The sequence below is a fragment of the Mesorhizobium sp. P2_F8 genome, assembly GCF_056403655.1.
Genome location: NZ_JBFUFB010000007.1, coordinates 101098 through 119973, shown reverse-complemented (window position 1 = coordinate 119973; position 18876 = coordinate 101098). Strand labels below are relative to the sequence as shown.

At 64.4% G+C, this 18876-nt stretch carries 15 protein-coding genes and 2 tRNA genes; 8 read left to right on the top strand and 9 right to left on the bottom strand.

Features of this window, described 5'->3' with window-relative positions; translation table 11 throughout:
• Window positions 1–45: 45 nt before the first annotated feature.
• The 5 genes from AC1DZP_RS18570 to AC1DZP_RS18550 form a co-directional block, all read right to left on the bottom strand.
• Entirely contained in the window at window positions 46–1236 is a 1191-nt protein-coding gene (locus AC1DZP_RS18570) for a beta-ketoacyl-ACP synthase (protein WP_477304381.1), read from the bottom strand.
• A gap of 56 nt (window positions 1237–1292) precedes the next feature.
• On the bottom strand, window positions 1293–1574 hold the full coding sequence (locus tag AC1DZP_RS18565) for an acyl carrier protein (RefSeq protein WP_010909964.1): 282 nt from the start codon (window positions 1572–1574) through the stop codon (window positions 1293–1295).
• A gap of 177 nt (window positions 1575–1751) precedes the next feature.
• Window positions 1752–2894, bottom strand: coding sequence for a slipin family protein (locus tag AC1DZP_RS18560; RefSeq protein WP_477304379.1), 1143 nt, complete (start codon window positions 2892–2894; stop codon window positions 1752–1754).
• A gap of 369 nt (window positions 2895–3263) precedes the next feature.
• A tRNA-Leu gene (locus AC1DZP_RS18555) sits at window positions 3264–3332 on the bottom strand.
• A gap of 2 nt (window positions 3333–3334) precedes the next feature.
• Window positions 3335–3408 (bottom strand) — tRNA-OTHER (locus AC1DZP_RS18550).
• Window positions 3409–3656: 248 nt separating this feature from the next.
• Between AC1DZP_RS18550 and AC1DZP_RS18545 the strand changes: the two genes are divergently transcribed.
• Window positions 3657–3917, top strand: coding sequence for a hypothetical protein (locus AC1DZP_RS18545; RefSeq protein WP_477227501.1), 261 nt, complete (start codon window positions 3657–3659; stop codon window positions 3915–3917).
• Window positions 3914–4384, top strand: a complete 471-nt coding sequence (locus AC1DZP_RS18540; protein WP_477304377.1) for an SRPBCC family protein — start codon at window positions 3914–3916, stop codon at window positions 4382–4384. Before AC1DZP_RS18545 ends, AC1DZP_RS18540 begins: the two co-directional genes overlap by 4 nt.
• On the opposite strand, the gene AC1DZP_RS18535 is transcribed toward AC1DZP_RS18540, so the two are convergent.
• On the bottom strand, window positions 4381–4929 hold the full coding sequence (locus tag AC1DZP_RS18535) for a histidine phosphatase family protein (RefSeq protein ID WP_477304375.1): 549 nt from the start codon (window positions 4927–4929) through the stop codon (window positions 4381–4383). The genes AC1DZP_RS18540 and AC1DZP_RS18535 overlap by 4 nt on opposite strands.
• Window positions 4930–5025: 96 nt before the next feature.
• Window positions 5026–8046 carry a caspase family protein gene (locus tag AC1DZP_RS18530; RefSeq protein WP_477304373.1) on the bottom strand — a complete coding sequence of 1007 codons (3021 nt, stop codon included), beginning with the start codon at window positions 8044–8046 and terminating at the stop codon, window positions 5026–5028.
• A gap of 112 nt (window positions 8047–8158) precedes the next feature.
• Here AC1DZP_RS18530 and AC1DZP_RS18525 point away from each other — a divergent pair, with 112 nt between their 5' ends.
• The 3 genes from AC1DZP_RS18525 (at window position 8159) to AC1DZP_RS18515 (ending at window position 11906) form a co-directional block, all read left to right on the top strand.
• A complete protein-coding gene (locus AC1DZP_RS18525; protein ID WP_457150918.1) occupies window positions 8159–9106 on the top strand; it encodes an AEC family transporter in 948 nt (315 codons plus the stop codon).
• Window positions 9107–9333: 227 nt separating this feature from the next.
• Window positions 9334–10791 (top strand): NAD-dependent succinate-semialdehyde dehydrogenase, encoded by a 1458-nt coding sequence (locus AC1DZP_RS18520; protein WP_095087470.1) that lies wholly within the window; start codon window positions 9334–9336, stop codon window positions 10789–10791.
• Window positions 10792–10889: 98 nt separating this feature from the next.
• Window positions 10890–11906: an aldose epimerase family protein gene (locus AC1DZP_RS18515; protein ID WP_477227496.1), complete on the top strand. Its 1017-nt coding sequence runs from the start codon at window positions 10890–10892 to the stop codon at window positions 11904–11906.
• Between the two features lie 9 nt (window positions 11907–11915).
• On the opposite strand, the gene AC1DZP_RS18510 is transcribed toward AC1DZP_RS18515, so the two are convergent.
• Window positions 11916–12839, bottom strand: coding sequence for a sugar kinase (locus tag AC1DZP_RS18510; protein WP_477304371.1), 924 nt, complete (start codon window positions 12837–12839; stop codon window positions 11916–11918).
• A gap of 151 nt (window positions 12840–12990) precedes the next feature.
• Here AC1DZP_RS18510 and AC1DZP_RS18505 point away from each other — a divergent pair, with 151 nt between their 5' ends.
• Together AC1DZP_RS18505 and AC1DZP_RS18500 are read left to right on the top strand one after the other, a co-directional pair.
• Window positions 12991–13440 (top strand): FixH family protein, encoded by a 450-nt coding sequence (locus tag AC1DZP_RS18505; RefSeq protein WP_477227550.1) that lies wholly within the window; start codon window positions 12991–12993, stop codon window positions 13438–13440.
• Between the two features lie 7 nt (window positions 13441–13447).
• Window positions 13448–14647, top strand: a complete 1200-nt coding sequence (locus tag AC1DZP_RS18500; RefSeq protein WP_477304369.1) for a cytochrome-c peroxidase — start codon at window positions 13448–13450, stop codon at window positions 14645–14647.
• A gap of 1 nt (window position 14648) precedes the next feature.
• Here the strand turns inward: AC1DZP_RS18500 and AC1DZP_RS18495 are convergent, their stop codons facing one another.
• Window positions 14649–15101, bottom strand: a complete 453-nt coding sequence (locus AC1DZP_RS18495) for an Lrp/AsnC family transcriptional regulator (protein WP_027029407.1) — start codon at window positions 15099–15101, stop codon at window positions 14649–14651.
• Between the two features lie 163 nt (window positions 15102–15264).
• Here AC1DZP_RS18495 and putA point away from each other — a divergent pair, with 163 nt between their 5' ends.
• A complete protein-coding gene (gene putA, locus AC1DZP_RS18490) occupies window positions 15265–18873 on the top strand; it encodes a bifunctional proline dehydrogenase/L-glutamate gamma-semialdehyde dehydrogenase PutA (RefSeq protein ID WP_477304367.1) in 3609 nt (1202 codons plus the stop codon).
• The last annotated feature ends 3 nt before the right edge of the window (window positions 18874–18876 follow it).

Genomic DNA, 18876 nt, shown 5'->3' with positions numbered 1-18876 from the left:
GCCCTCGAGCGTTTGTCGTTGCAGCATGGATCGCGGAACGCCGCCTCAGGCGGCGTTGACCAGCGCCATGCCCTCGAATTGGTGATAGCCGATCGCCGTTGCAAGGACGGTTGCGGGAACGCCTTCGAATGGCGTCTCGGCAGCGGCGTCAAAAACAGGGTAGGCGGCCTTGCGGTCGACGGCGAGTGCGGCCAGCGCCACGGCGAACGGAAACTGCGCTTCCTTCATGTGTCCGGTCAGCGTCGAGAAGCCGCGAGAAGCGATCGCCGTATTGGCATCGAGCGCTACTTTCTCGGCGTCGGTTGCCGCATGAGCGCCCGACGCGCCCGACAGGGCAAGCAGCTTGCCGTTCGGCAGCGCCGCCTGGCTGAGCAGCGCTGCGATCTCGGCGCCGAGTTCTCCGCGCCGCCGCCTGGCGCGGCCGGAGACGACCGGCCCGAGTTCGGCATAGATCTTGCGCCCACGGCTTGTCGCGTGTTCGCGCTGCTCCAGCACCAGGAAGGCGCCACCGGAGCCCGACACCACGCCGCCACCTTCAGAGCCCTGTCTTTGCCAGACCGGCTTCCACGGGCCGCGATGCAGGTAGCCGGCAAGTTCGTAGCCGAGCAGCATGTCGGAATGTTCGGTCTGGAAGGCGCCGCCGACCAGGATGTGGGTCGACTGGCCGGAGCGGATGCGCGCGGCAGCCGTTTCGACGGCGGCGACGCCCGCACCTTCCTCACCCATGAAGGTTCTGGACGAGCCGGTCACCTTGTGGACGATGGAGATGTTGCCGGCGAGCAGATTGGAAAGCTGGGCCAGGAACAGGGTCGGCCGCAGTTCTGTGGTCAGCTTCTCGTTCAGCAGCACGTCGCGGTCGTTGCGGCTTTCGGAAGCGGCGAGAATGGCGGCATCGACCGCTTCGTCACGTTCGCCGCCACCGGCGGCCACAACCATGTCCATGGTCGTGCAGAGTTCGTCATTGCCCTTGATGCCGGCGTCGTCCAACGCCAGGCCGGCGGCATAGGTGCCGAGCCTCTGCCAGGTCTCCATCTGACGCTGGTCGCCGCGCTTGGCGATCTGCAGGTTCCAGTCGATCTCCGGCAGGGGGTGGACGGTGTAGGGCGCGAAACGCGCGGCCTCGAGCACCGGCTGCAGGCCGGGCTGGGCGAGCTTCTGCCAGTGGGCGTCCGGACCCTCTCCCAGCGAGGAGACAAGGCCGATACCAGTGATGACGACGTCGCGGGGGCTGCTCATGGGCGGCTTTGTGGGTCAGGCGGCAGAGCGCGTCAAGATCGCGCGCTCAACTGACGTCAAGCAGTCTTGGCGGCGACCAGCGCGTCGATCTTGGCGCACAGGTTCTTCATGACGAAGTAATCGTCGGTCGAAGCCTTGCCGTCATTGACCTCCTGGGTCCACTTTTCCAGCGGCACCTTGATGCCGAATTCCTTGTCGATGGCGAAGACGATGTCGAGGAAATCGAGGCTGTCGATGCCGAGATCGTCGATCGTGTGGCTCTCGGGCGTGATGGTGTCGATATCGATCTCGCTGGTGTCGGCAATGATCTTGGCGACTTTGTCGAACGTGGTGGACAAGAGGCTTTTCCTTCGGTTGCGGGCGGAATCTGTCCGCATGTGTTTGGGCGCTGTCTAATCGGTTTTTCCCGGCAGGAAAAGGCCTGATACGCGGAGCGCAGATGGGTAGGGCGCTCAAGAAACGCAAGAAGGGCCACCGGTCGACCCGGCGGCCCCTCCCATTGACGTTACGTAAGCTCAGCTGTCGCGGAGCTTGACCAGGTCGTTGAGCAGCCCGCCCGTTCCGTTGTGGACGGTCAGCCGCTCGACCTTGCCGGCAATGGTTTCCAGAGCCTCGAGCTCCTTCAGCCGCAGCATCACCGGGTTCTCCGCCATCACCTTGGCCGTGTTAAGCAGCGAACGCGTGGCGTTCGTCTCCTCGCGGCGACGGATGATGTTGGCCTCGGCCTGCTTTTCAGCCGACACCACCTGGTTGAGGATCTCGCGCATCTCGCCCGGCAGGATGACATCCTTCAGGGCGATATCGCTGACCTCCACACCGATCTCCGCCATGTCGGCGCGGACCTTGGCCGCCGCTTCCTCGTCGACCGTCACCTTCTTCTCAAGGATCTGGTCGAGCGTCAGCGCGCCAAGCGTCTTGCGGAAGGCGTACTGCAGGGCACGGTAGAGGGCTTCGGAGAAGTCCTTCACAGCGCTCACCGCCTTGACCGGATCGACGACCCGGTATTCGGCGGCGATGTTGACGCGGATCGTGACGCGATCCTTGGTCAGCACTTCCTGCCCGGCAACGTCGAGCGACTGGCGCTTGAGGTGGACGACCTTGATCTGCACCATGCGTCCGACGTTCCAGAAAGCATGCACGCCCGCCGACAGCGTCCGCACGAGGACACCGTCGATGAACAGCAGTCCGGCCTGGCCGTCGACGACCGGATGGACGGACATCAGTTCCGCCTTCCGGGCCTGGCCGAGCCGGCGCATGACCGCCGCATCGATGGCCAGATCGGCCAACGTGTCGATCAGCGTCACCTTCCACGGACCGGCATCCGTCCACAGCACGAGCTTGCGATCCGGCGCCAGCACGGCATGCAGGTTGCCGTCACGCTCGATGACGGCGACGTCCGTGCGCCCGGTGCGAACGACGGTGAAATGACGCGCGGCTACATCCGGGAGCTTGTCGAACAACGCCTTCTCGTATGCCGAAACGAATTCCGGGTTCTTCAGATCGTGCCGCGACACCTCGAGGCTTCCGCGCCGGTTGGCGAGCCAATGTTCGCCCGGCAGCAGGACAGCCTTGATCTCACCCTTGTAGAGGGTGAGGGCACGTTCGTTTTCCCTTACGAGGACGCGCTCGCGTCCAAGAACCTTGTCGAGAATGGTCATTGTCTTACTCCTGTCGGGCATGGCCCCATGCGAGGCGTCAAGTCATGCGTCGATCTTCCCTTCGTTTCTCGTTTCACATCGTCTCTTGCGTCATGGTCCGGCACGAATGATCCGGGGACTGGTGGCATCAATCCGTGGCGGACCTGCGGGAGCGGATCGCGAGGCAGCGAAGCGGGCGCCGGAGGCCTTGGCCTCCCTTGCCGGCGACGCTGCGCCTTGACCATCACCGCGGGCCTGGCCGCGAGCCGATGGCGTCAGACTTTCAGGATGACCCACGCCCTAAGGCTTGGGCCTTCCGTCAGATCTTCGGCATTCCAGTCCCCGGACCGTTTTTCAGATAACACCGTGGCAGGGTGCTGGCTTATCAGGCCAATGGAGAAGGATTCGAACCTTCGACAATCAGAACCTAAATCTGATGCTCTACCAAACTGAGCTATCCGTGGTGCAGACAGCAGGAATCGAACCTGCGACCTCCGGACCCAAATCCGGCGCTCTCCCGCTGAGCTATATCCGCGATCCCAATCCCCAAAGCGGCGCCGTATACAGGGCGGCAAAGCCGCCTGCACGGGCGGAGACGAAAGCTCCAACCGTTGTGCTCGCTTCGGTTTTCGTGACCGGGTGCGCGCCTATAGCCCCTGCGACGGGTTGTCGCAAGCGGCATTGTCATGGCCAATTTGCGGCTTCTTTCCGTGGTGGCATTTCGGCAACACAAACGGCAGTGGCCGGCGAGCACTTGTGTGTACCAATGTACCATGGTACAAAATGGCTATGGACATAGAGCGCGTGCAGACAGGAGTTCGCCTGGAAAAGCGACTGGTGAAGGTCCTCAAGGCCTTGGCCGAACACCGCGACATGAGCCTCGGCGATCTCATCGAGGGCATCGTGCTGCATGCTTTCGAAGGGCAGACGCCGTTTTCGCCGGCGACGCTCGAAACAATCGGCCAATTGAAGCGCATCTATGGGCTGGAGCTTGGCGCCGCGGACAGCCACCGTCTGACCGAACGGAAGGGCGAAGGCGGATGACGAGCCATCTTGAGCGTTGCCACAGCATCGTCCTTTCCGGTCCGGTCGATCGCGTCTTTCCGCTGTTCTCGCCGATCGGCGAGACCTTGTGGGCGGAGGGCTGGGATCCGGAGTTTCTGCATCCGCAGGACGGCGAAACGCAGCAAGGCATGGTCTTCCGGACCGCCCATGGTGATGAGACGACTCTCTGGGCCTGCGCTGACTGGGATCCTGTCGGGCATCGTGTCCGCTATGTCAGGGTCACGCCGGATTCACGTTTCGGATTTGTCGAGGTGGCCTGCCATCCGGCGGCTGACGGCGGCACCGAGGCATCGATCGCCTACACGTTCACCGCCCTGAACGCGTCAGGCAGGTCGTATCTATCGGCGCTGACGGAGGACGCGTTCGCGCGCATGATCCAGGCGTGGCAAGTCCGCATCGATGCGTGGCTGCTCACCGACGCGTCAGTCGGTCATCACCACGACTAGAATGTGACCCGGCCGAGCACGCGCAGCCCATCGCCCTGCGGCTCGACGACCACGGCTTCGCCTTCGCGGGGCGAGACGCCGGTCAGCGCCACGATGTCTTCCAGATGGGTGACCATGACCAGATTGTCGGAGCCGGAATAGGCGCGGATTTCCTTCATGATCGCCGCGATCTGTGCCGCCTTCTGCGTCTCATCCCCCTTCAGGAGATCGAGCGGCGCAAACAGATCCGGCTCGGCCTCGAAGGCGATGCGCGCGGTGTCGAGGCAGCGGCAATAGCGGCTCGACAGCACGCGCTCGATGGGTGCCGCCCGCGCCGCAAACAAGGCGCCGATCTTGCTCGCCTGCTGCTTGCCGCGCGCCGACAGGTTGACCTGGGTGGCACAGCTGTCGATGTCGAAATTGGCCGGATCGGTGGTGCCGGTGACCATGGCATGGCGAAGCAGCACGACATGTCCGCCGTCGCGCAACAGCGCCCAGCCGGCGTCCGTTGCGTGGGCCGCGGCCGGGATAGCGAACAGAAGCAAAGCCAACAAAAATCGAATCATAGGCTATCCTTCTCCGGTTCCCGGCATGGGCTCCGGTGACTCGACATATAGGGACRGTAAAGCCAGCCGAAAGACAAGGCGCGGTAGGACAGAGCCCTACTTCTTCGCCAGTTGTTTCTTCACCAGATCGATCTTCTGGTCGGTCAACGGGATGGGCATCGTATAGCCGGCTTCGGTAAAGCCCTGCTTGGCGTTCTCGAAGAATTCGATCGCCTTTCGATATTCGGCCTTGCCGCCGCCATAGCTGGCGCGGTTCCAGTGGATGTCGCCGAGATTGTTCTGTTCGAAGGCCCACTGCATCGGCTGGCTTTCGCGGGTGAACACCTTCAACGTTGCCGTGAAGGCGGCCTCGGCATCGCCGAGATATTTGTCGGTCCGCTGGAGATTGCCGAGGTTGAGAAGGCTCATGCCGATGCCGTTCTGGGCATTGGCCCAGTCGACGGGTGCGGCTTCGACGGTCAACACTTCAAGTGCCGCCCGCCGTGCGGCGATGGACTCGAGCAGGGTCTTCGGGTCGGCGTTGCTCATGCTCAGCCAGTGCAGCGTCGAGCCAAGGCCGGCCTGGGCCAGCGCCCATTGCCGCGGGTTCGTCTCGCGCTTGTATTCGCGCAACGCATCGCGGTAGGCGGCGATCGCCTCGCCATAGTGTTCCGGCTTGTCGGTCACGCCTCCAAGCAGCTGCAGTGTGTTGCCGAGATTGTAGTGGCCCATTGCCCAGTCGAGCGGGAATTTCCGTCTGACATAGACCTGTCGGGCGGCCTGGAACGCCGCCGCCGACTGTTCGAGCCTGGCCGCGTCGCGGGTGCGCTGGCCAAGCGTCTGGTAGATCGAACCGAGATTGTTCTGCGCCGACGCCCAGTCCATCGGAAAACGCTGCCGGGTAAACACCGTCAGCGCATCGTCATAGGCCGCCGCGGCCTCCTCAAGTGCACTGGTGCCCAAGTCGAAGCGGGCGACGCCACTCAGCGCATTGCCGAGGTTGAGCCGGCTGGTGGCCCAGGAGACCGGGAAGGTTTCACGGGTTCGCACCTCGAGTGCGGCACGGAAGGCGTCGGCCGCCGCGTTGATCTTTGCCTTGTCGTTGAGCTGGATGCCAAGCGACACAAGCGTGTTGCCGAGATTGTTCTCGACCATTGCCCATTCCACTGGCACCTTTTCGCGCGTGTATTCCTCAAGCGCCAGCCGGTAGGCCGCCTCCGCTTGTGTCAGATGCTCGCCGGCGGCCTCGCGCTCGGAAAGCGCATAGAGCGCCAGGCCGAGGTTGTTCTGCGAAGCTGCCCAGTCGAGCGGCACCTTGTCGCGCGGGCGCTTATCGAGGGTGGCGCGCATTGCCGCCACCGCTTCATTCAGGCGCTTCGGGTCGCTCTCGCGTTCGCCGATCTTCAAGAGCACATTGGCCAGGTTGTTCTGCGCGGCGGCCCAGTTGAGGTCGTCCTTCTCGCGCTCGAACACGATGAGGGAATCGCGAAAAATCTGTGCCGCTTCGTCGAGATGAGCGGTTTCGGTCTCGCGCTCGCCGATGGTCTGCAGCACCACCGCCATGTTGTTGCGGGTGATCGCCCAGTCGCGATTCTGTTCGCCGTTGGGGATAAAGTTCAGGATGATGCGATAGGCCTCGATGGAATGCTGCAGCGCCTCGAGATCGCCAGAGGCATAGCCGAAAGCATTCAACGCCTCGGCTTCCTGGTTCTTGTAGTTCCAGCGCAGCTTGTCGTCCCATTTTTCGGCCAGCGAAAACGCCTTGGCGTAGTCGCCGGCGGCGGACTTATAATCGAAGACCAGCGCCGAGGCATCGGCGCGCCTGGCGTAGATCGCGGCATCGGCAAGGCGCTTCAGCTTGACGAGATCTTCGGCTTCATCGACCGCAGCGCCTGCCTGCTCGACCCGGCCGACCGCGTCATCGAGGAATTTGCGCGCCGTCACGATGGCGCCCTGGGCGATGGCCTCGTCGGCGGACGCGACGAGGCGCTTGATCTCGGGATCGTCGGTGCGCAACGCCGCGCGCTCGGACATCATCTTCTTCAGGCGCTCGGCCTGGGCGTCGAGCACCTTTTGCAGATCTGTTGGATCCTCGGGGATTTTTTCCGTGCCGAGCGCCTTCAGCACGCCATAGAGCGCGTCGAGCGGCACGCCCTCCTGCAGCGAGGCCAGTTCCACCTGGGCCCGCTTCGGGTCGGGCAGGTCGGAAATGGTCAACAGCAGCTGCCGCCGCTCGCCGGTGATCAACCCGTCGTCGCCGGTCGGCTCCGGTGGCGCAATGCCGAAATAGAGCAGGCGGCGCAGGCTCTCATTGACCCAGGGGCGCTGCTTGGCCTTGGTGTCGAGGTAGACCTCCTCGGTCACCATGCGCATGACCGAGCCGAACTCGGTGCCTTTCATCGCCGCGAGGTGGCGCAGCAGAGCGGCCGCGTAAGGGCTGTTTTCGCCAGCCGCGCCATCGAGTGCCGGGCGACCGGGTTCGGCGGCGAAGCCGACCACGGTGCCCAGGCTCGCGTCTGTCGCCGCAGCGTTGCCGAGGGCCTTGGCACCACGCACCGGTTCCAGGCCGCCAGCGCCAATCGGCGAGGCGGAGGCGGTCGGGGCGCGCCGCACCACTGCGTCCGCCGGAAACGGATTTGTGCGGCATGCATCGAGCAGCACGATCGTAACCGGCACGGTCGTCTTCAACGCATCCATGACGGCGGAAATCGGCACCAGGGCCGCGTCAGCATCCTTCAGGGACGATATGTCGGCATCGACCGGCACCAGATAGTTCTCGCCGCCAGCCTCGATGCCATGACCGGAATAATAGATGAAGGCGACATCGGCGCCTTCGGCATCCTCCGTGAAACGCTCCAGATCGCGCTTCAGCTTGGCGGCGTCGCGGTCGGTGACGTTACGAGCGTCGAAGCCGAGGTCGGTCAGCATCTTGGCCATGTCGCGGGCGTCGTTGGCCGGGTTGGGGAGGGCGGCGATATGTTCGTATTTCGACTGGCCGATGATCAGCGCCACACCCTTCAGGCTTTTCGTTTCGGCGGCCTGAAGCGCTGTCGCGGTAAGGCAAAACAGGGCAGTGGCGAAAGCTGTCAGCCACGCCTGCCGGAAAAGATTACGCTTCGAAGTTTCGACAAAGGCCATTTGTCGTTCGCGCCCGCCCCGATGATCCAAACCCTCTATAACGCTGCCAGCCGACCATGATCAAATTCAGGCGCGATTGCGCCACGACCGTGGCTCGCCTATCACGGGAAAAATGTCTCCGCTCACCGAAACCGTCCTGTTCGTCTTCAGCCTTGTCGCGCTCGGCTATCTCGCCGGGTTCACAGGCTATCTCAGACCGGCGAGCGGCGAGGGGATATCCGATTTCGCGGTCAGCGTGGCGATGCCGCTGCTGTTGTTCCAGACCATGGTGAACGCCGATTTCCACGGCGTCGCACCATGGTCCCTGTGGGGCGCCTATTTCGCGGCGGTAGCGATCACCTGGGCCGCTGGCCATCTCGTCACCACGCGGATCTTCGGACGGGATGCACGTGCCGGGGTCGTTGGCGGCGTGTCGTCGGCCTACTCCAATGTCGTGCTGCTCGGTGCCCCCTTCATTCTCGGCATATTCGGGCCGAGCGGCTTCGAAGTGCTGTCGCTGCTCGTCTCCGTGCATCTGCCGGTCATGATGATGGCGTCGATCGTCCTGTTCGAGATGTTCGGCCGGACTGGCAGCGAGCCTATGCACCCCTTGCGCATCATCCGCAGTTTCCTGCGGCGGCTGTTCATCAATCCGCTGATCATCGGCATTCTTGCGGGACTGGCGTGGCGCCTCAGCGGTGTGCCGCTGCCCGACCTTGCCATGCGACTGGTCGATGCGCTGGCCGATACGGCCGGGCCGGTTGCGCTGTTTGCCATGGGGCTCAGCCTGCGCCGCTTCGGCATTTCGGGGAATGTCCGTCCGGCGCTGGCGCTTTCGGTGCTGAAGCTGTTCCTGATGCCGGCGCTGGTTCTTGCCTTCGTCTGGCTGCTCGGCCTGCCGCCCTTGACGGCCAAGGTGGCGGTCGTGATCGCGGCGCTGCCATCCGGCATCAATTCCTATCTCATCGCCGTGCAGTTCAACACCGGCCAGGCGCTGGCATCGAACCAGATGACCATCGCCACGGCCTGCGCCGCCGTGACGACTGCTTTTTGGCTGACGGTGGTGCTCCACGTTTTCTGAAAGGTTATGCTGATATTCAGACAATGCCGGCCTGCGATCTTCATGCCATATGTCGGCCTGCTCTCGCCTCGGGCTGGCCCAACCCCTATATGCCATGTAGCGATTGCTTGCAGGCCTTGCCCTAGGTAAAGAGCAGTGGCTCCGGCGTGCCGGCTTCAGTTCCATGGCGCACGCTCACCGAAGACTTCACAGACCGGCCCGTCAGTGCGCCGAACGGAGGATAGACCATGCTTCAGAAAACCAGCCATTTCATGCGGCAGGCCAATCTCATCAACGGCGAATGGGTGCAGGCCGACAGCGGCCAAACGGTCGACGTCAACAACCCGGCCACCGGTCTCAAGATCGGCACTGTGCCGAAGTCGGGCAAGGCCGAGACCCGCCGTGCGATCGAGGCCGCCGAAGCTGCCTTCAAGTCGTGGCGCAAGACGACCGCGCTCGAGCGCTCGAAGCTGCTGCGCAAGCTGCACGACGCGATGATGGACAATCAGGACGTGTTGGCCGAATTGCTCACCATCGAGCAGGGCAAGTCCCTGTTCGAGTCCAAGGGCGAGATCGGCTCGGCCGCTTCCTACATTCTGTGGTTCGCCGAGGAAGGCCGCCGCACCTATGGCGACGTGGTGCCTTCGCCATGGGCGGACCGCCGCATCCTGGTGACCAAGGAACCGGTCGGCGTCATCGCCGCCATCACGCCGTGGAATTTCCCGTCCTCGATGCTTGCCCGCAAGCTCGGCCCGGCGCTTGCCGCCGGCTGCACCGCGGTCGTAAAGCCAGCCTCGCAGACCCCGTACTCGGGTCTGGCCTGGGGCGCGCTCGCCGAGGAAGTCGGTTTCCCCAAGGGCGTCATCAACATCCTGACCGGTTCGGCCAGCGAGATCGGCGACGAGATCTGCGCCAATCCGCTGGTGTCGAAGATCACCTTCACCGGGTCGACGGAGGTCGGCAAGCTTCTCATCCAGAAGTCCTCGGTCACCGTCAAGAAGGTGTCGATGGAGCTTGGCGGCAACGCGCCGTTCATCGTCTTCGACGACGCCGATCTCGAGCGTGCCGTCGCCGGCGCGATCACCGCCAAATACCGCAATTCAGGCCAGACCTGCGTCTGCACCAACCGCTTCCTGGTTCAGGCCGGCGTCTATGACAAGTTCGTCGAAAAGCTCGCTGCCGCGAGCAACGGGTTGAAGGTCGGTTCCGGCCTCGAGGACGGCGTGCAGCAGGGACCGCTGATCGACGAAAAGGCTGTCGAGAAGGTCGAGGAGCTGATTGCCGACGCGACTGCCAAGGGCGGCAAGATCGTCGCCGGGGGCAAGCGTCATGCGCTCGGCGGYTCGTTCTTCCAGCCGACCGTCATCGCCAATGCGACGCCCAAGATGCGCTTCATGAAGGAAGAAATCTTTGGCCCGGTCGCACCGGTGTTCAAGTTCGAGACCGAAGAGGAAGCCATCGCGCTCGCCAACGACACCGAATTCGGCCTCGCCTGCTATTTCTACACCGGCGATCTCGGCCGCGCCTTCCGCGTCATGGAAGGGCTGAAATACGGCATGGTCGGCGTCAATGAAGGCCTCATCACCACGCCCGAGGCGCCGTTCGGCGGCGTCAAGGAATCCGGCCTCGGCAAGGAAGGCGGACATCAGGGCATCGAGGACTACCTCGACACCAAATATGTCTGCATCGGTGGCCTCGGCCTCTGATAGGCTAGCTCCAAGCGGGCAGGTCTGTGACCTGCCCGCTTGAGTCGAGAAAACCAGCCGAAATTCTCTGAATCAACTGGCGTTTGCGAGCATGGCGAATGAAGGACGGTGAGGTTTTCGGTACGACGCAGGCAGGCGAACCGGTGCGTCGCTTCGCGATCAGGGGTGGCGGTCTTACCGCCAACATCATCGGGCTCGGCGCAATCATCCAGGATTTGCGCCTCACCGGACACGATGCGCCGCTGGTGCTCGGCTACAACAATTTGGCAGCCTATGAGACCGACACCGCCTTCTTCGGTGCGGTCGTCGGCCGCTACGCCAATCGCATCCGGGACGGCCGCTTCACCATCGCCGGCCAGCGCTACCAGACCGAACGCAACTTCCTCGACAAGCACACGCTGCATGGCGGCTCGCAAGGCTTTTTCCACCGGCCGTGGACGGTTTCGCTGCATGGCAGGGATTTCGTCACGCTGACGCTGCATGATCCCGACGGCACGATGGGCTTTCCCGGCGCGCTCGACGTCACCTGCACCTACCGGCTGAAGATCCCCGGCACGCTCAGCGTCGAACTCACCGCGACCTGCGAGGAGCCGACGCTGTGCAACCTCACCCAGCATTCCTATTTCAACCTGGATGATGGTGGCGCCGGCGACATTCTCGACCACAGGATGATGCTGAATGCCGGCGCCTATCTGCCCGTCGATGGCGACATGATCCCGACCGGCGTGGTCAAGCCGGTCGACGGCACGCCCTTCGATTTCCGCCAGGCGCGGCCGCTGCGCATGGAGACCGAGGGCGAACAGCTGCCCTATGACCAGAATTTCTGCCTCGCCCCGACGCGTGGGCCGCTCAAACAGGCGGCTTGGACGCAAGGGGCGAGTTCCGGTGTCGAGATGGAGGTGTGGACCACGGAGCCCGGCGTCCAGCTCTACACCGGCCAGTACGTGACGCCGCGCAAGGGGTTGGAAGGGCGAGACTACAAGGCCTTCTGCGGGTTCTGCCTGGAGCCGCAGGTCTGGCCGGATGCGCCGAACCGGCCGTATTTCCCGCAGGCGACGCTGTGGCCCGGCGCGATCTACCATCATGTGACGGAATATCGGTTCCGGCTCCCTTAGTATTTCAGGTCATTCGCTCTTGAACGCCGCTCGCAACGTCTCGAATGGCGCCAGCGCGCCGCGCACCTGCACCACGGCGGCCGCGACGCGGTGCGCGCGCAATACGGCATCCGCCGGCGCGTGACCGGCGAGGCGTGCGGCGAGATACGCCCCATTGAAGGAGTCGCCGGCGCCCGTGGTGTCGACAGGTGCGGTGACATGGATCGCCGGCACGTCGTGCGATGTTCCGCTGGCGGCGATCAGTGCCGGCGCCTCGCCGTTCTTGACGACAACTTCGCTGACCACTTGCCCAAGCCGGGCGGCGGTCGCTTGCGGCGTTGCATCGCCGAACAGCATCTGCTCGTCGGGAAAGGTCGGCAAGGCGATGTCGGTGACGGCAAGCGCTTCGGCAATCGCTGCCTGCGCATCCTCGCGCCGGCGCCAGAGCCGCGGCCGGTAGTTGGGGTCGAAGGCAACAGTCGAGCCTGCCGCCCGCGCCCTGGCCACGGCCGCCAACAGCGCAGCCCGCGGGGCATCGTCCAGAATTGCCAAAGTGATTCCGCTGAAGTAGACAAGCGCCTGATTTTCCAGGTTTTTCGACAATGCAGGCGGATCGGAGGCGAGCTGCCGGGCGGCGGCGTCGCCGCGCCAGTAGGTGAAGGAACGCTCGGCGCCGGTCAAAGTGATCGCATAGAGGCCGGGCCGCGCCCCGGCTATGACCGGGCTGGAACCGATGCCGATGCCGTTTTCAGCGAAGAAAGCGATCTGGCCTTGCGAGAAGGGATCGTCGCCAAACGCCGAGACATAGGTTGCTGGCCGCTCACTGCTCAACGCGTGCAGCGCCCACAGCGTGTTGAACGTGTCGCCGGCAAAACCCATGCGCCAGTTCGGGCCTGTCTGGCCAGAGAGTTCGAGCATGCATTCGCCGATCGAGGCGACGCCGTTTCCCGCCATCTACAATCCTCCAGTGATCCCGGTGCTGTAGCTTTTTGCCACGGGCAGCGCCATGCTTGGCAAGCAGGCTTTTTTCCGCCACAGCGTTTTCCCACAGGCTGGCGGGATGCGATCCGTCCGGCAAAACGTTGTCTGCAGAAGAGGAACCGGTTTGGCATCGTTATGGCGTTATCTTCTGGCGGGTCTTGGTCTGGCTGCCTTGCTGGTCGGCATTCTCGCGGTCGTCTATCTGACGGCGCCGCGATCGGTGCAGCCTGCCGGTCCGGATGTCTCGCGGACGAAGAACACCGACAACGGGCTTTTCGTGGCAAGTTTTTTGCCGGAGCGGGGCGTCGTGCGGCAAGGCGAACTGGAATCCTGGCTGCTGACCCTGAAGACAAAGGCCGGCGCGCCGGTGGAGGGGGCCGCGATCGCGATTTCCGGCGGCATGCCGCAGCACAATCACGGCCTGCCGACCAGCCCGCAAGCGACCGACTATCTCGGCGACGGGCGCTACCGGATCGAAGGTGTGAAATTCACGATGAGTGGCTGGTGGCAACTGCACTTCGCCATCTCGGCCACGGCCGGCTCCGACACGGTGCTGTTCAACGTGGTGCTGTGAGCGACCGATGAGGCACTTTCCGCGTTTTCTGGCGCTGTTGGCGGCCATCGTCCTCGCCGGTTGCGGCAAGCCGGATTTCTCCGACGCCGAGAAGAAGACCGTCGCCTCGCTGGCGCTGTCAACGCTGCCGTCGCTGAAGCCCGACACCACCAACCGCTTTGCCGATGTGCCGGCGGCCGCCGCACTCGGCTCGACGCTGTTCTTCGATCAGGGTATGAGCCGCGACGGCACGGTCTCCTGCTCGACCTGCCACAAGATCGACCGCCAGTTCCAGGACGACCTACCGCAAGCGGTCGGCGTCGGCCACACCAACCGGCGCACCATGCCGCTGGCGGGCGTGGCGCGCGATCCCTGGTTCTTCTGGGATGGCCGCCGCGACAGCCTGTGGGCGCAGGCGCTGACGCCGCTCGAAAATCCGCTGGAGCAGGCGGGAAACCGTACCGCCTATGCACATTACATGAAGGCGCGATTCGGCGAACGCTATGAGCGCATCTTTGGACCGCTGCCCGATTTTTCCGGCATGCCGTTGAATGCAAGCCCACTCGGAACCGATGCCGAGAAGGCCGCCTGGAACGCGATGAGTGATACGCAGCGCAACGCGATCAACGGCGTCTATGCCAATATCGGCAAGGCGATCGCCGCCTTCGAACGGTCGATCGAACCGGCGCCGACGCGCTTCGACCGCTTTGCGCTGGATCTCGCCACCGGCGCCGAGGCCAAAGGCGATGCCGCCTTCTCCCAAGAGGAAATCCTCGGGCTGAAACTGTTCATCGGCAAGGCCAATTGCGTGACATGCCACAATGGGCCGCGCTTCACCGACAACAGTTTTCACAACACCGGCGTGCCGCCCGTTGCGGATCTGCCGCCCGACCGCGGCCGCATCGATGCGGTACGCCAAGTCGAGGCCGACCCGTTCAACTGCCTGGGCGCCTACCGTGATGGCGACGCCAGTGCCTGCGGCGAGCTGCGCTTCATGGTCAAGGATGGGCCGCAGTTGATCCGGGCCTACAAGACGCCCTCGCTGCGCGGCGTCGCAACGCGTCCACCCTATATGCATGCCGGGCAGTTTTCGTCGCTCGACGAGGTGATCGCGCACTACGCAAAGGCTGCGCCCAGCGTTGAAGGAACATCCGAAATCCATCCGCTGGAACTGTCGGATCGCGAACGCGCGGCGCTGGTGGCCTTCCTGAAGACGCTGGCGGAATGATCTACCGATCCTTGACCGTCTCCATCGCCACGAAAGTCGAGGTCTGGGCGACATGGGGCAGGGCCGAGATGCGCTCGCCAAGCACGCGGCGATAGGCGGCGATGTCCCGGGTGCGGACCTTCAGCAGATAGTCGAAGCTCGACGCCATCATGTGGCATTGCTCGATCTCCGGTACCGCCTGCACGGACCGGTTGAAGGCATCGAGTGCTGCGGATCGGGTATCGGACAGTTTCACCTGGACGAAGGCGACATGACCTTCGCCCATGCGCTCGCGGTCGATGATCGCCTGGTAGCCCCTGATGTAGCCATCCTTCTCCAGCCGTTTGACCCGCGCCTGCACCGGTGTCTTCGACAAGCCGACCTTTGCCGCCAGTTCGGACATCGAAAGCCGCCCATCGCTTGCCAGCGCCGACAGGATATTCCGGTCGATGCGGTCCAATTGGTCTTCTGTCATCGAAAGTACAGTCCATATGCCTGTTTATTGCCGCTATGATAGATCGAATGACCTAAAATGTCGACTTCTTCGGACCGACCGAAATTCGCACATTGTGCTAGCTTGCGCCATTCGGTCCGGTGACCGCCGGTCCGCTCCCCGATGCTCGCTCCGCAGGACCGCCATGCCACTAGATTCCATCCGCCAGCAGATCCGCGCCAACTATCTGCCCGACGAAGAGGAGGCGGTGCAGCGACTGGCCGAGGCGACGGGGCTTTCCGCGAAAGACCGCAAGGCGATCTCGGCCCGCGCCGCCGATCTTGTGCGGGCGGTACGCGGCTCGTCCGATCCGCGGCTGATGGAGGTGTTCCTCTCCGCTTACGGACTTTCCACCAAGGAAGGCGTGGCGCTGATGTGCCTAGCCGAGGCGCTGCTGCGCGTGCCCGACACCGAGACGATGGATGATCTCATCGCCGACAAGATCGCGCCGCACGACTGGTCGGCGCATTCGGGCGGTTCGAGCTCCATCTTCGTCAATGCCTCGACCTGGGCGCTGATGCTGACCGGTCGTGTCCTCGATGAAGGCGAGGGCGGCATCGAAGGCACGCTGCGCTCCATGGTGCGCCGGCTGGGCGAGCCGGTCATCCGCAAGGCGGTGGCGGCGGCCATGCGTGAGATGGGTGAGCAGTTCGTGCTCGGACGCACCATCACCGAGGCCGTCAAGCGCGGCCGGCCGATGACGCAGAAGGGCTATCTCTATTCCTTCGACATGCTGGGCGAAGCCGCACGCACCGAGGCCGACGCGTTGCGTTATCACAAGGCCTATGCAGACGCGATTTCCTCGCTCGATTCCGGTTCCAACGGCCCGGACATCCGCCAGAATCACGGCATCTCGGTCAAGCTCTCGGCGCTGCATCCACGCTACGAGGTGGCGCAGAAGGACGAGATGCTGCCTGTCATGGCCGAGCGGCTGTTGTCGCTGGCGCTGGCCGCGCGACATTCGCGCATGGGTCTCAACATCGATGCCGAGGAGGCCGATCGCCTCGATCTGTCGCTCGACGTCATCGAGCGGGTGCTGGCCGAGCCGGAGCTTGCCGGCTGGAACGGCTTTGGCGTCGTCGTCCAGGCCTATGGCCCGCGTGCCGCCTTTGCCATCGACTGGCTCTACGCGCTGGCCAAGAAATACGACCGCACCATCATGGTGCGGCTGGTCAAGGGCGCCTATTGGGACACCGAGATCAAGCGGGCGCAGACGCTCGGGCTTACCGGTTATCCCGTCTTCACCCGCAAGGCCAACACCGACGTTTCCTACATGGCTTGTGCCAAAAAGCTGCTGTCGATGACCGACCGCATCTATCCGCAATTCGCCACCCACAACGCCCACACCGTCGCCGCCATTTTGTCGATGGCCGGGGACCGCGATTCCTTCGAGTTCCAGCGTCTGCACGGCATGGGCGAGGCGCTGCACGAGACGGTGCGCAAGGCCGAAGGCACGCGCTGCCGCATTTATGCGCCGGTCGGCGCGCATTCCGATCTGCTTGCCTATCTGGTTCGGCGGCTGCTGGAGAACGGCGCCAATTCCTCCTTCGTGCATCAGTTGACCGACGAGGAGGTCGAGCCGGAGGACATCGCCCGCGATCCGCTCGAAACGGTCGAGAGCCAGGGCCCCGCCGCCAATCCGGCGATTGCCCGGCCTTCCCAGATCTTCGGTGCCGGTCGACGCAATTCGAAGGGTTTTGATATCACCGACACTGTGACGCTGGCGGCGATTGACAAGGCCAAGGCTGCGTTCGCCGGCCCCGATCGCTGGCATGCCAAGCCGATCACGCGGGCCGCCGGATATGGCAAGCAACGGCCGATCGTCAATCCGGCCAAACCCGCGGAAGTCGTCGGCACGGTCAGCGAAGCCGCCGCCAAGCAGGTGGCGACCGCCGTGCGCATCGCCGTGGAGGCGCAGCCGGCCTGGGCAAAGCGTCCTGTGGCCGAGCGCGCCGCCATTCTCAATCGCGCTGCCGATCTCTATGAGGCCAACGCCGTCGAGTTCTTCGCACTGGCCACCCGGGAAGCCGGCAAATCTCTGGCCGACGGTGTGGCCGAGGTGCGCGAGGCCGTCGACTTTCTCCGCTACTACGCTGCCGAGGCCGCCAATGCCGAACCGGGCACGCTGGCGCGCGGCGCCATCGCCTGCATTTCGCCGTGGAATTTTCCGCTCGCCATTTTCACCGGCCAGATCGCGGCGGCACTCGTCACCGGCAATTCGGTGATCGCCAAGCCGGCAGAGCAGACGCCGCTGATCGCATTCCGCGCCGTCGAAATGCTGCGCGAGGCCGGCGTGCCGGAAGACGTCATCCAGCTTCTGCCCGGCGACGGCCCCTCGGTCGGCGGGCCGCTGACCGCCGACCCGCGCATCGCCGGTGTCTGCTTCACCGGCTCGACCGAAGTGGCCAAGCTGATCGAAAAGCAACTGGCCGAGACCGCCGCGCCGGACGCCATGCTGATCGCCGAGACCGGCGGCTTGAATGCGATGATCGTCGATTCCACCGCGCTGCCCGAACAAGCGGTGCGCGACATCCTGGCTTCGGCCTTCCAGAGCGCCGGCCAGCGCTGTTCGGCGCTGCGCGTGCTCTATGTGCAGAAGGATGTCGAGAAGAAGATGCTTGAGATGCTGAAAGGCGCCATGGAGGCGCTCAGCATCGGCGACCCTTGGCGGATTTCGACCGACGTCGGCCCGGTCATCGACGACGAGGCGCAGACTTCGATCCGCGATTACTGCACGAAGATGGGCCTGCAGGGCCGGCTGATCGCCAAGCTCGAGGCGCCGAAGGATGGGCGGTTTGTCGCGCCGCATGTCTTCCGGGTCAAGGGTATCGAGGACATGGAGCGCGAGGTGTTCGGGCCAGTGCTGCATGTCGCCACGTTCGACGCCGACGAGATCGACGCGGTCATCGCCGCCATTAACCGCAAGGGCTATGGCCTGACCTTCGGCCTGCACACCCGCATCGAGGGCCGCGTGCAGCATTTCGTCGACGGCATCCATGCCGGTAACATCTACGTCAACCGCAACCAGATCGGCGCCGTCGTCGGTTCGCAACCGTTTGGCGGCGAGGGGCTGTCGGGCACCGGGCCGAAGGCGGGCGGTCCGCACTATCTCCGTCGGTTCCGCAAGGGGCCGGAGGCCGGCACGCAGATTGCCGAAGGCCACAAGGTGACGGCGACCGAGCTTGCCGACAATCTGCCCGATCCGGCGTTGGGTGGCTGGTCGACGCGGCCCGACCGGATTGCCATCCTGAGGAAGCATCTGCGCGGCAAGGGTGCCGCGGCCATTGGCGCCGCCGCCGGCATCGACTTCGGCCAGGTCGACCTGCCCGGCCCGACCGGCGAGGCCAACACGCTGTCGCTGTCGCCGCGCGGACGGGTTCTGTGCCTCGGTCCCGATCAAGACACGCTGCTTGCCCAAGCGATCCAGGCACTCGCCGCCGGCAACGCGGTGCTGGCCGTTGCACCGGGCGCACCGGCGGCGCTCTCGGCGCTGACCGGCAAGGGCCTGCCGCTGGCCGCCATCGACGGCCGTCCGGATCCGGTCGAAGCGCGCTCGCTGCACGTCGACGTCGTCGCCTTCTCGGGCACACCGGAGGCTGCGCGCATCGTGCGCAAGGTCATCGCTGACCGCTCAGGGCCAATCGTGCCGCTGGTCAGCGAGGTGCTCAACCCGGCGGCCTATGCGCATGAGCGCGCCGTCTGTGTCGACACCACCGCGGCGGGCGGCAATGCCAGCCTGCTGGCCGGCTCCTGACGG

Excerpts from the sequence above, each read along its gene's own strand:
- AC1DZP_RS18570 (WP_477304381.1), bottom strand. The coding sequence starts at position 1,236 with ATGAGCAGCCCCCGCGACGTCGTCATCACTGGTATCGGCCTTGTCTCC.
- AC1DZP_RS18560 (WP_477304379.1), bottom strand. The coding sequence starts at position 2,894 with ATGACCATTCTCGACAAGGTTCTTGGACGCGAGCGCGTCCTCGTAAGG.
- AC1DZP_RS18545 (WP_477227501.1), top strand. The coding sequence starts at position 3,657 with ATGGCTATGGACATAGAGCGCGTGCAGACAGGAGTTCGCCTGGAAAAG.
- AC1DZP_RS18540 (WP_477304377.1), top strand. The coding sequence starts at position 3,914 with ATGACGAGCCATCTTGAGCGTTGCCACAGCATCGTCCTTTCCGGTCCG.
- AC1DZP_RS18535 (WP_477304375.1), bottom strand. The coding sequence starts at position 4,929 with ATGATTCGATTTTTGTTGGCTTTGCTTCTGTTCGCTATCCCGGCCGCG.
- AC1DZP_RS18530 (WP_477304373.1), bottom strand. The coding sequence starts at position 8,046 with ATGGCCTTTGTCGAAACTTCGAAGCGTAATCTTTTCCGGCAGGCGTGG.
- AC1DZP_RS18525 (WP_457150918.1), top strand. The coding sequence starts at position 8,159 with ATGTCTCCGCTCACCGAAACCGTCCTGTTCGTCTTCAGCCTTGTCGCG.
- AC1DZP_RS18515 (WP_477227496.1), top strand. The coding sequence starts at position 10,890 with ATGAAGGACGGTGAGGTTTTCGGTACGACGCAGGCAGGCGAACCGGTG.
- AC1DZP_RS18510 (WP_477304371.1), bottom strand. The coding sequence starts at position 12,839 with ATGGCGGGAAACGGCGTCGCCTCGATCGGCGAATGCATGCTCGAACTC.
- AC1DZP_RS18500 (WP_477304369.1), top strand. The coding sequence starts at position 13,448 with ATGAGGCACTTTCCGCGTTTTCTGGCGCTGTTGGCGGCCATCGTCCTC.
- AC1DZP_RS18495 (WP_027029407.1), bottom strand. The coding sequence starts at position 15,101 with ATGACAGAAGACCAATTGGACCGCATCGACCGGAATATCCTGTCGGCG.
- putA (WP_477304367.1), top strand. The coding sequence starts at position 15,265 with ATGCCACTAGATTCCATCCGCCAGCAGATCCGCGCCAACTATCTGCCC.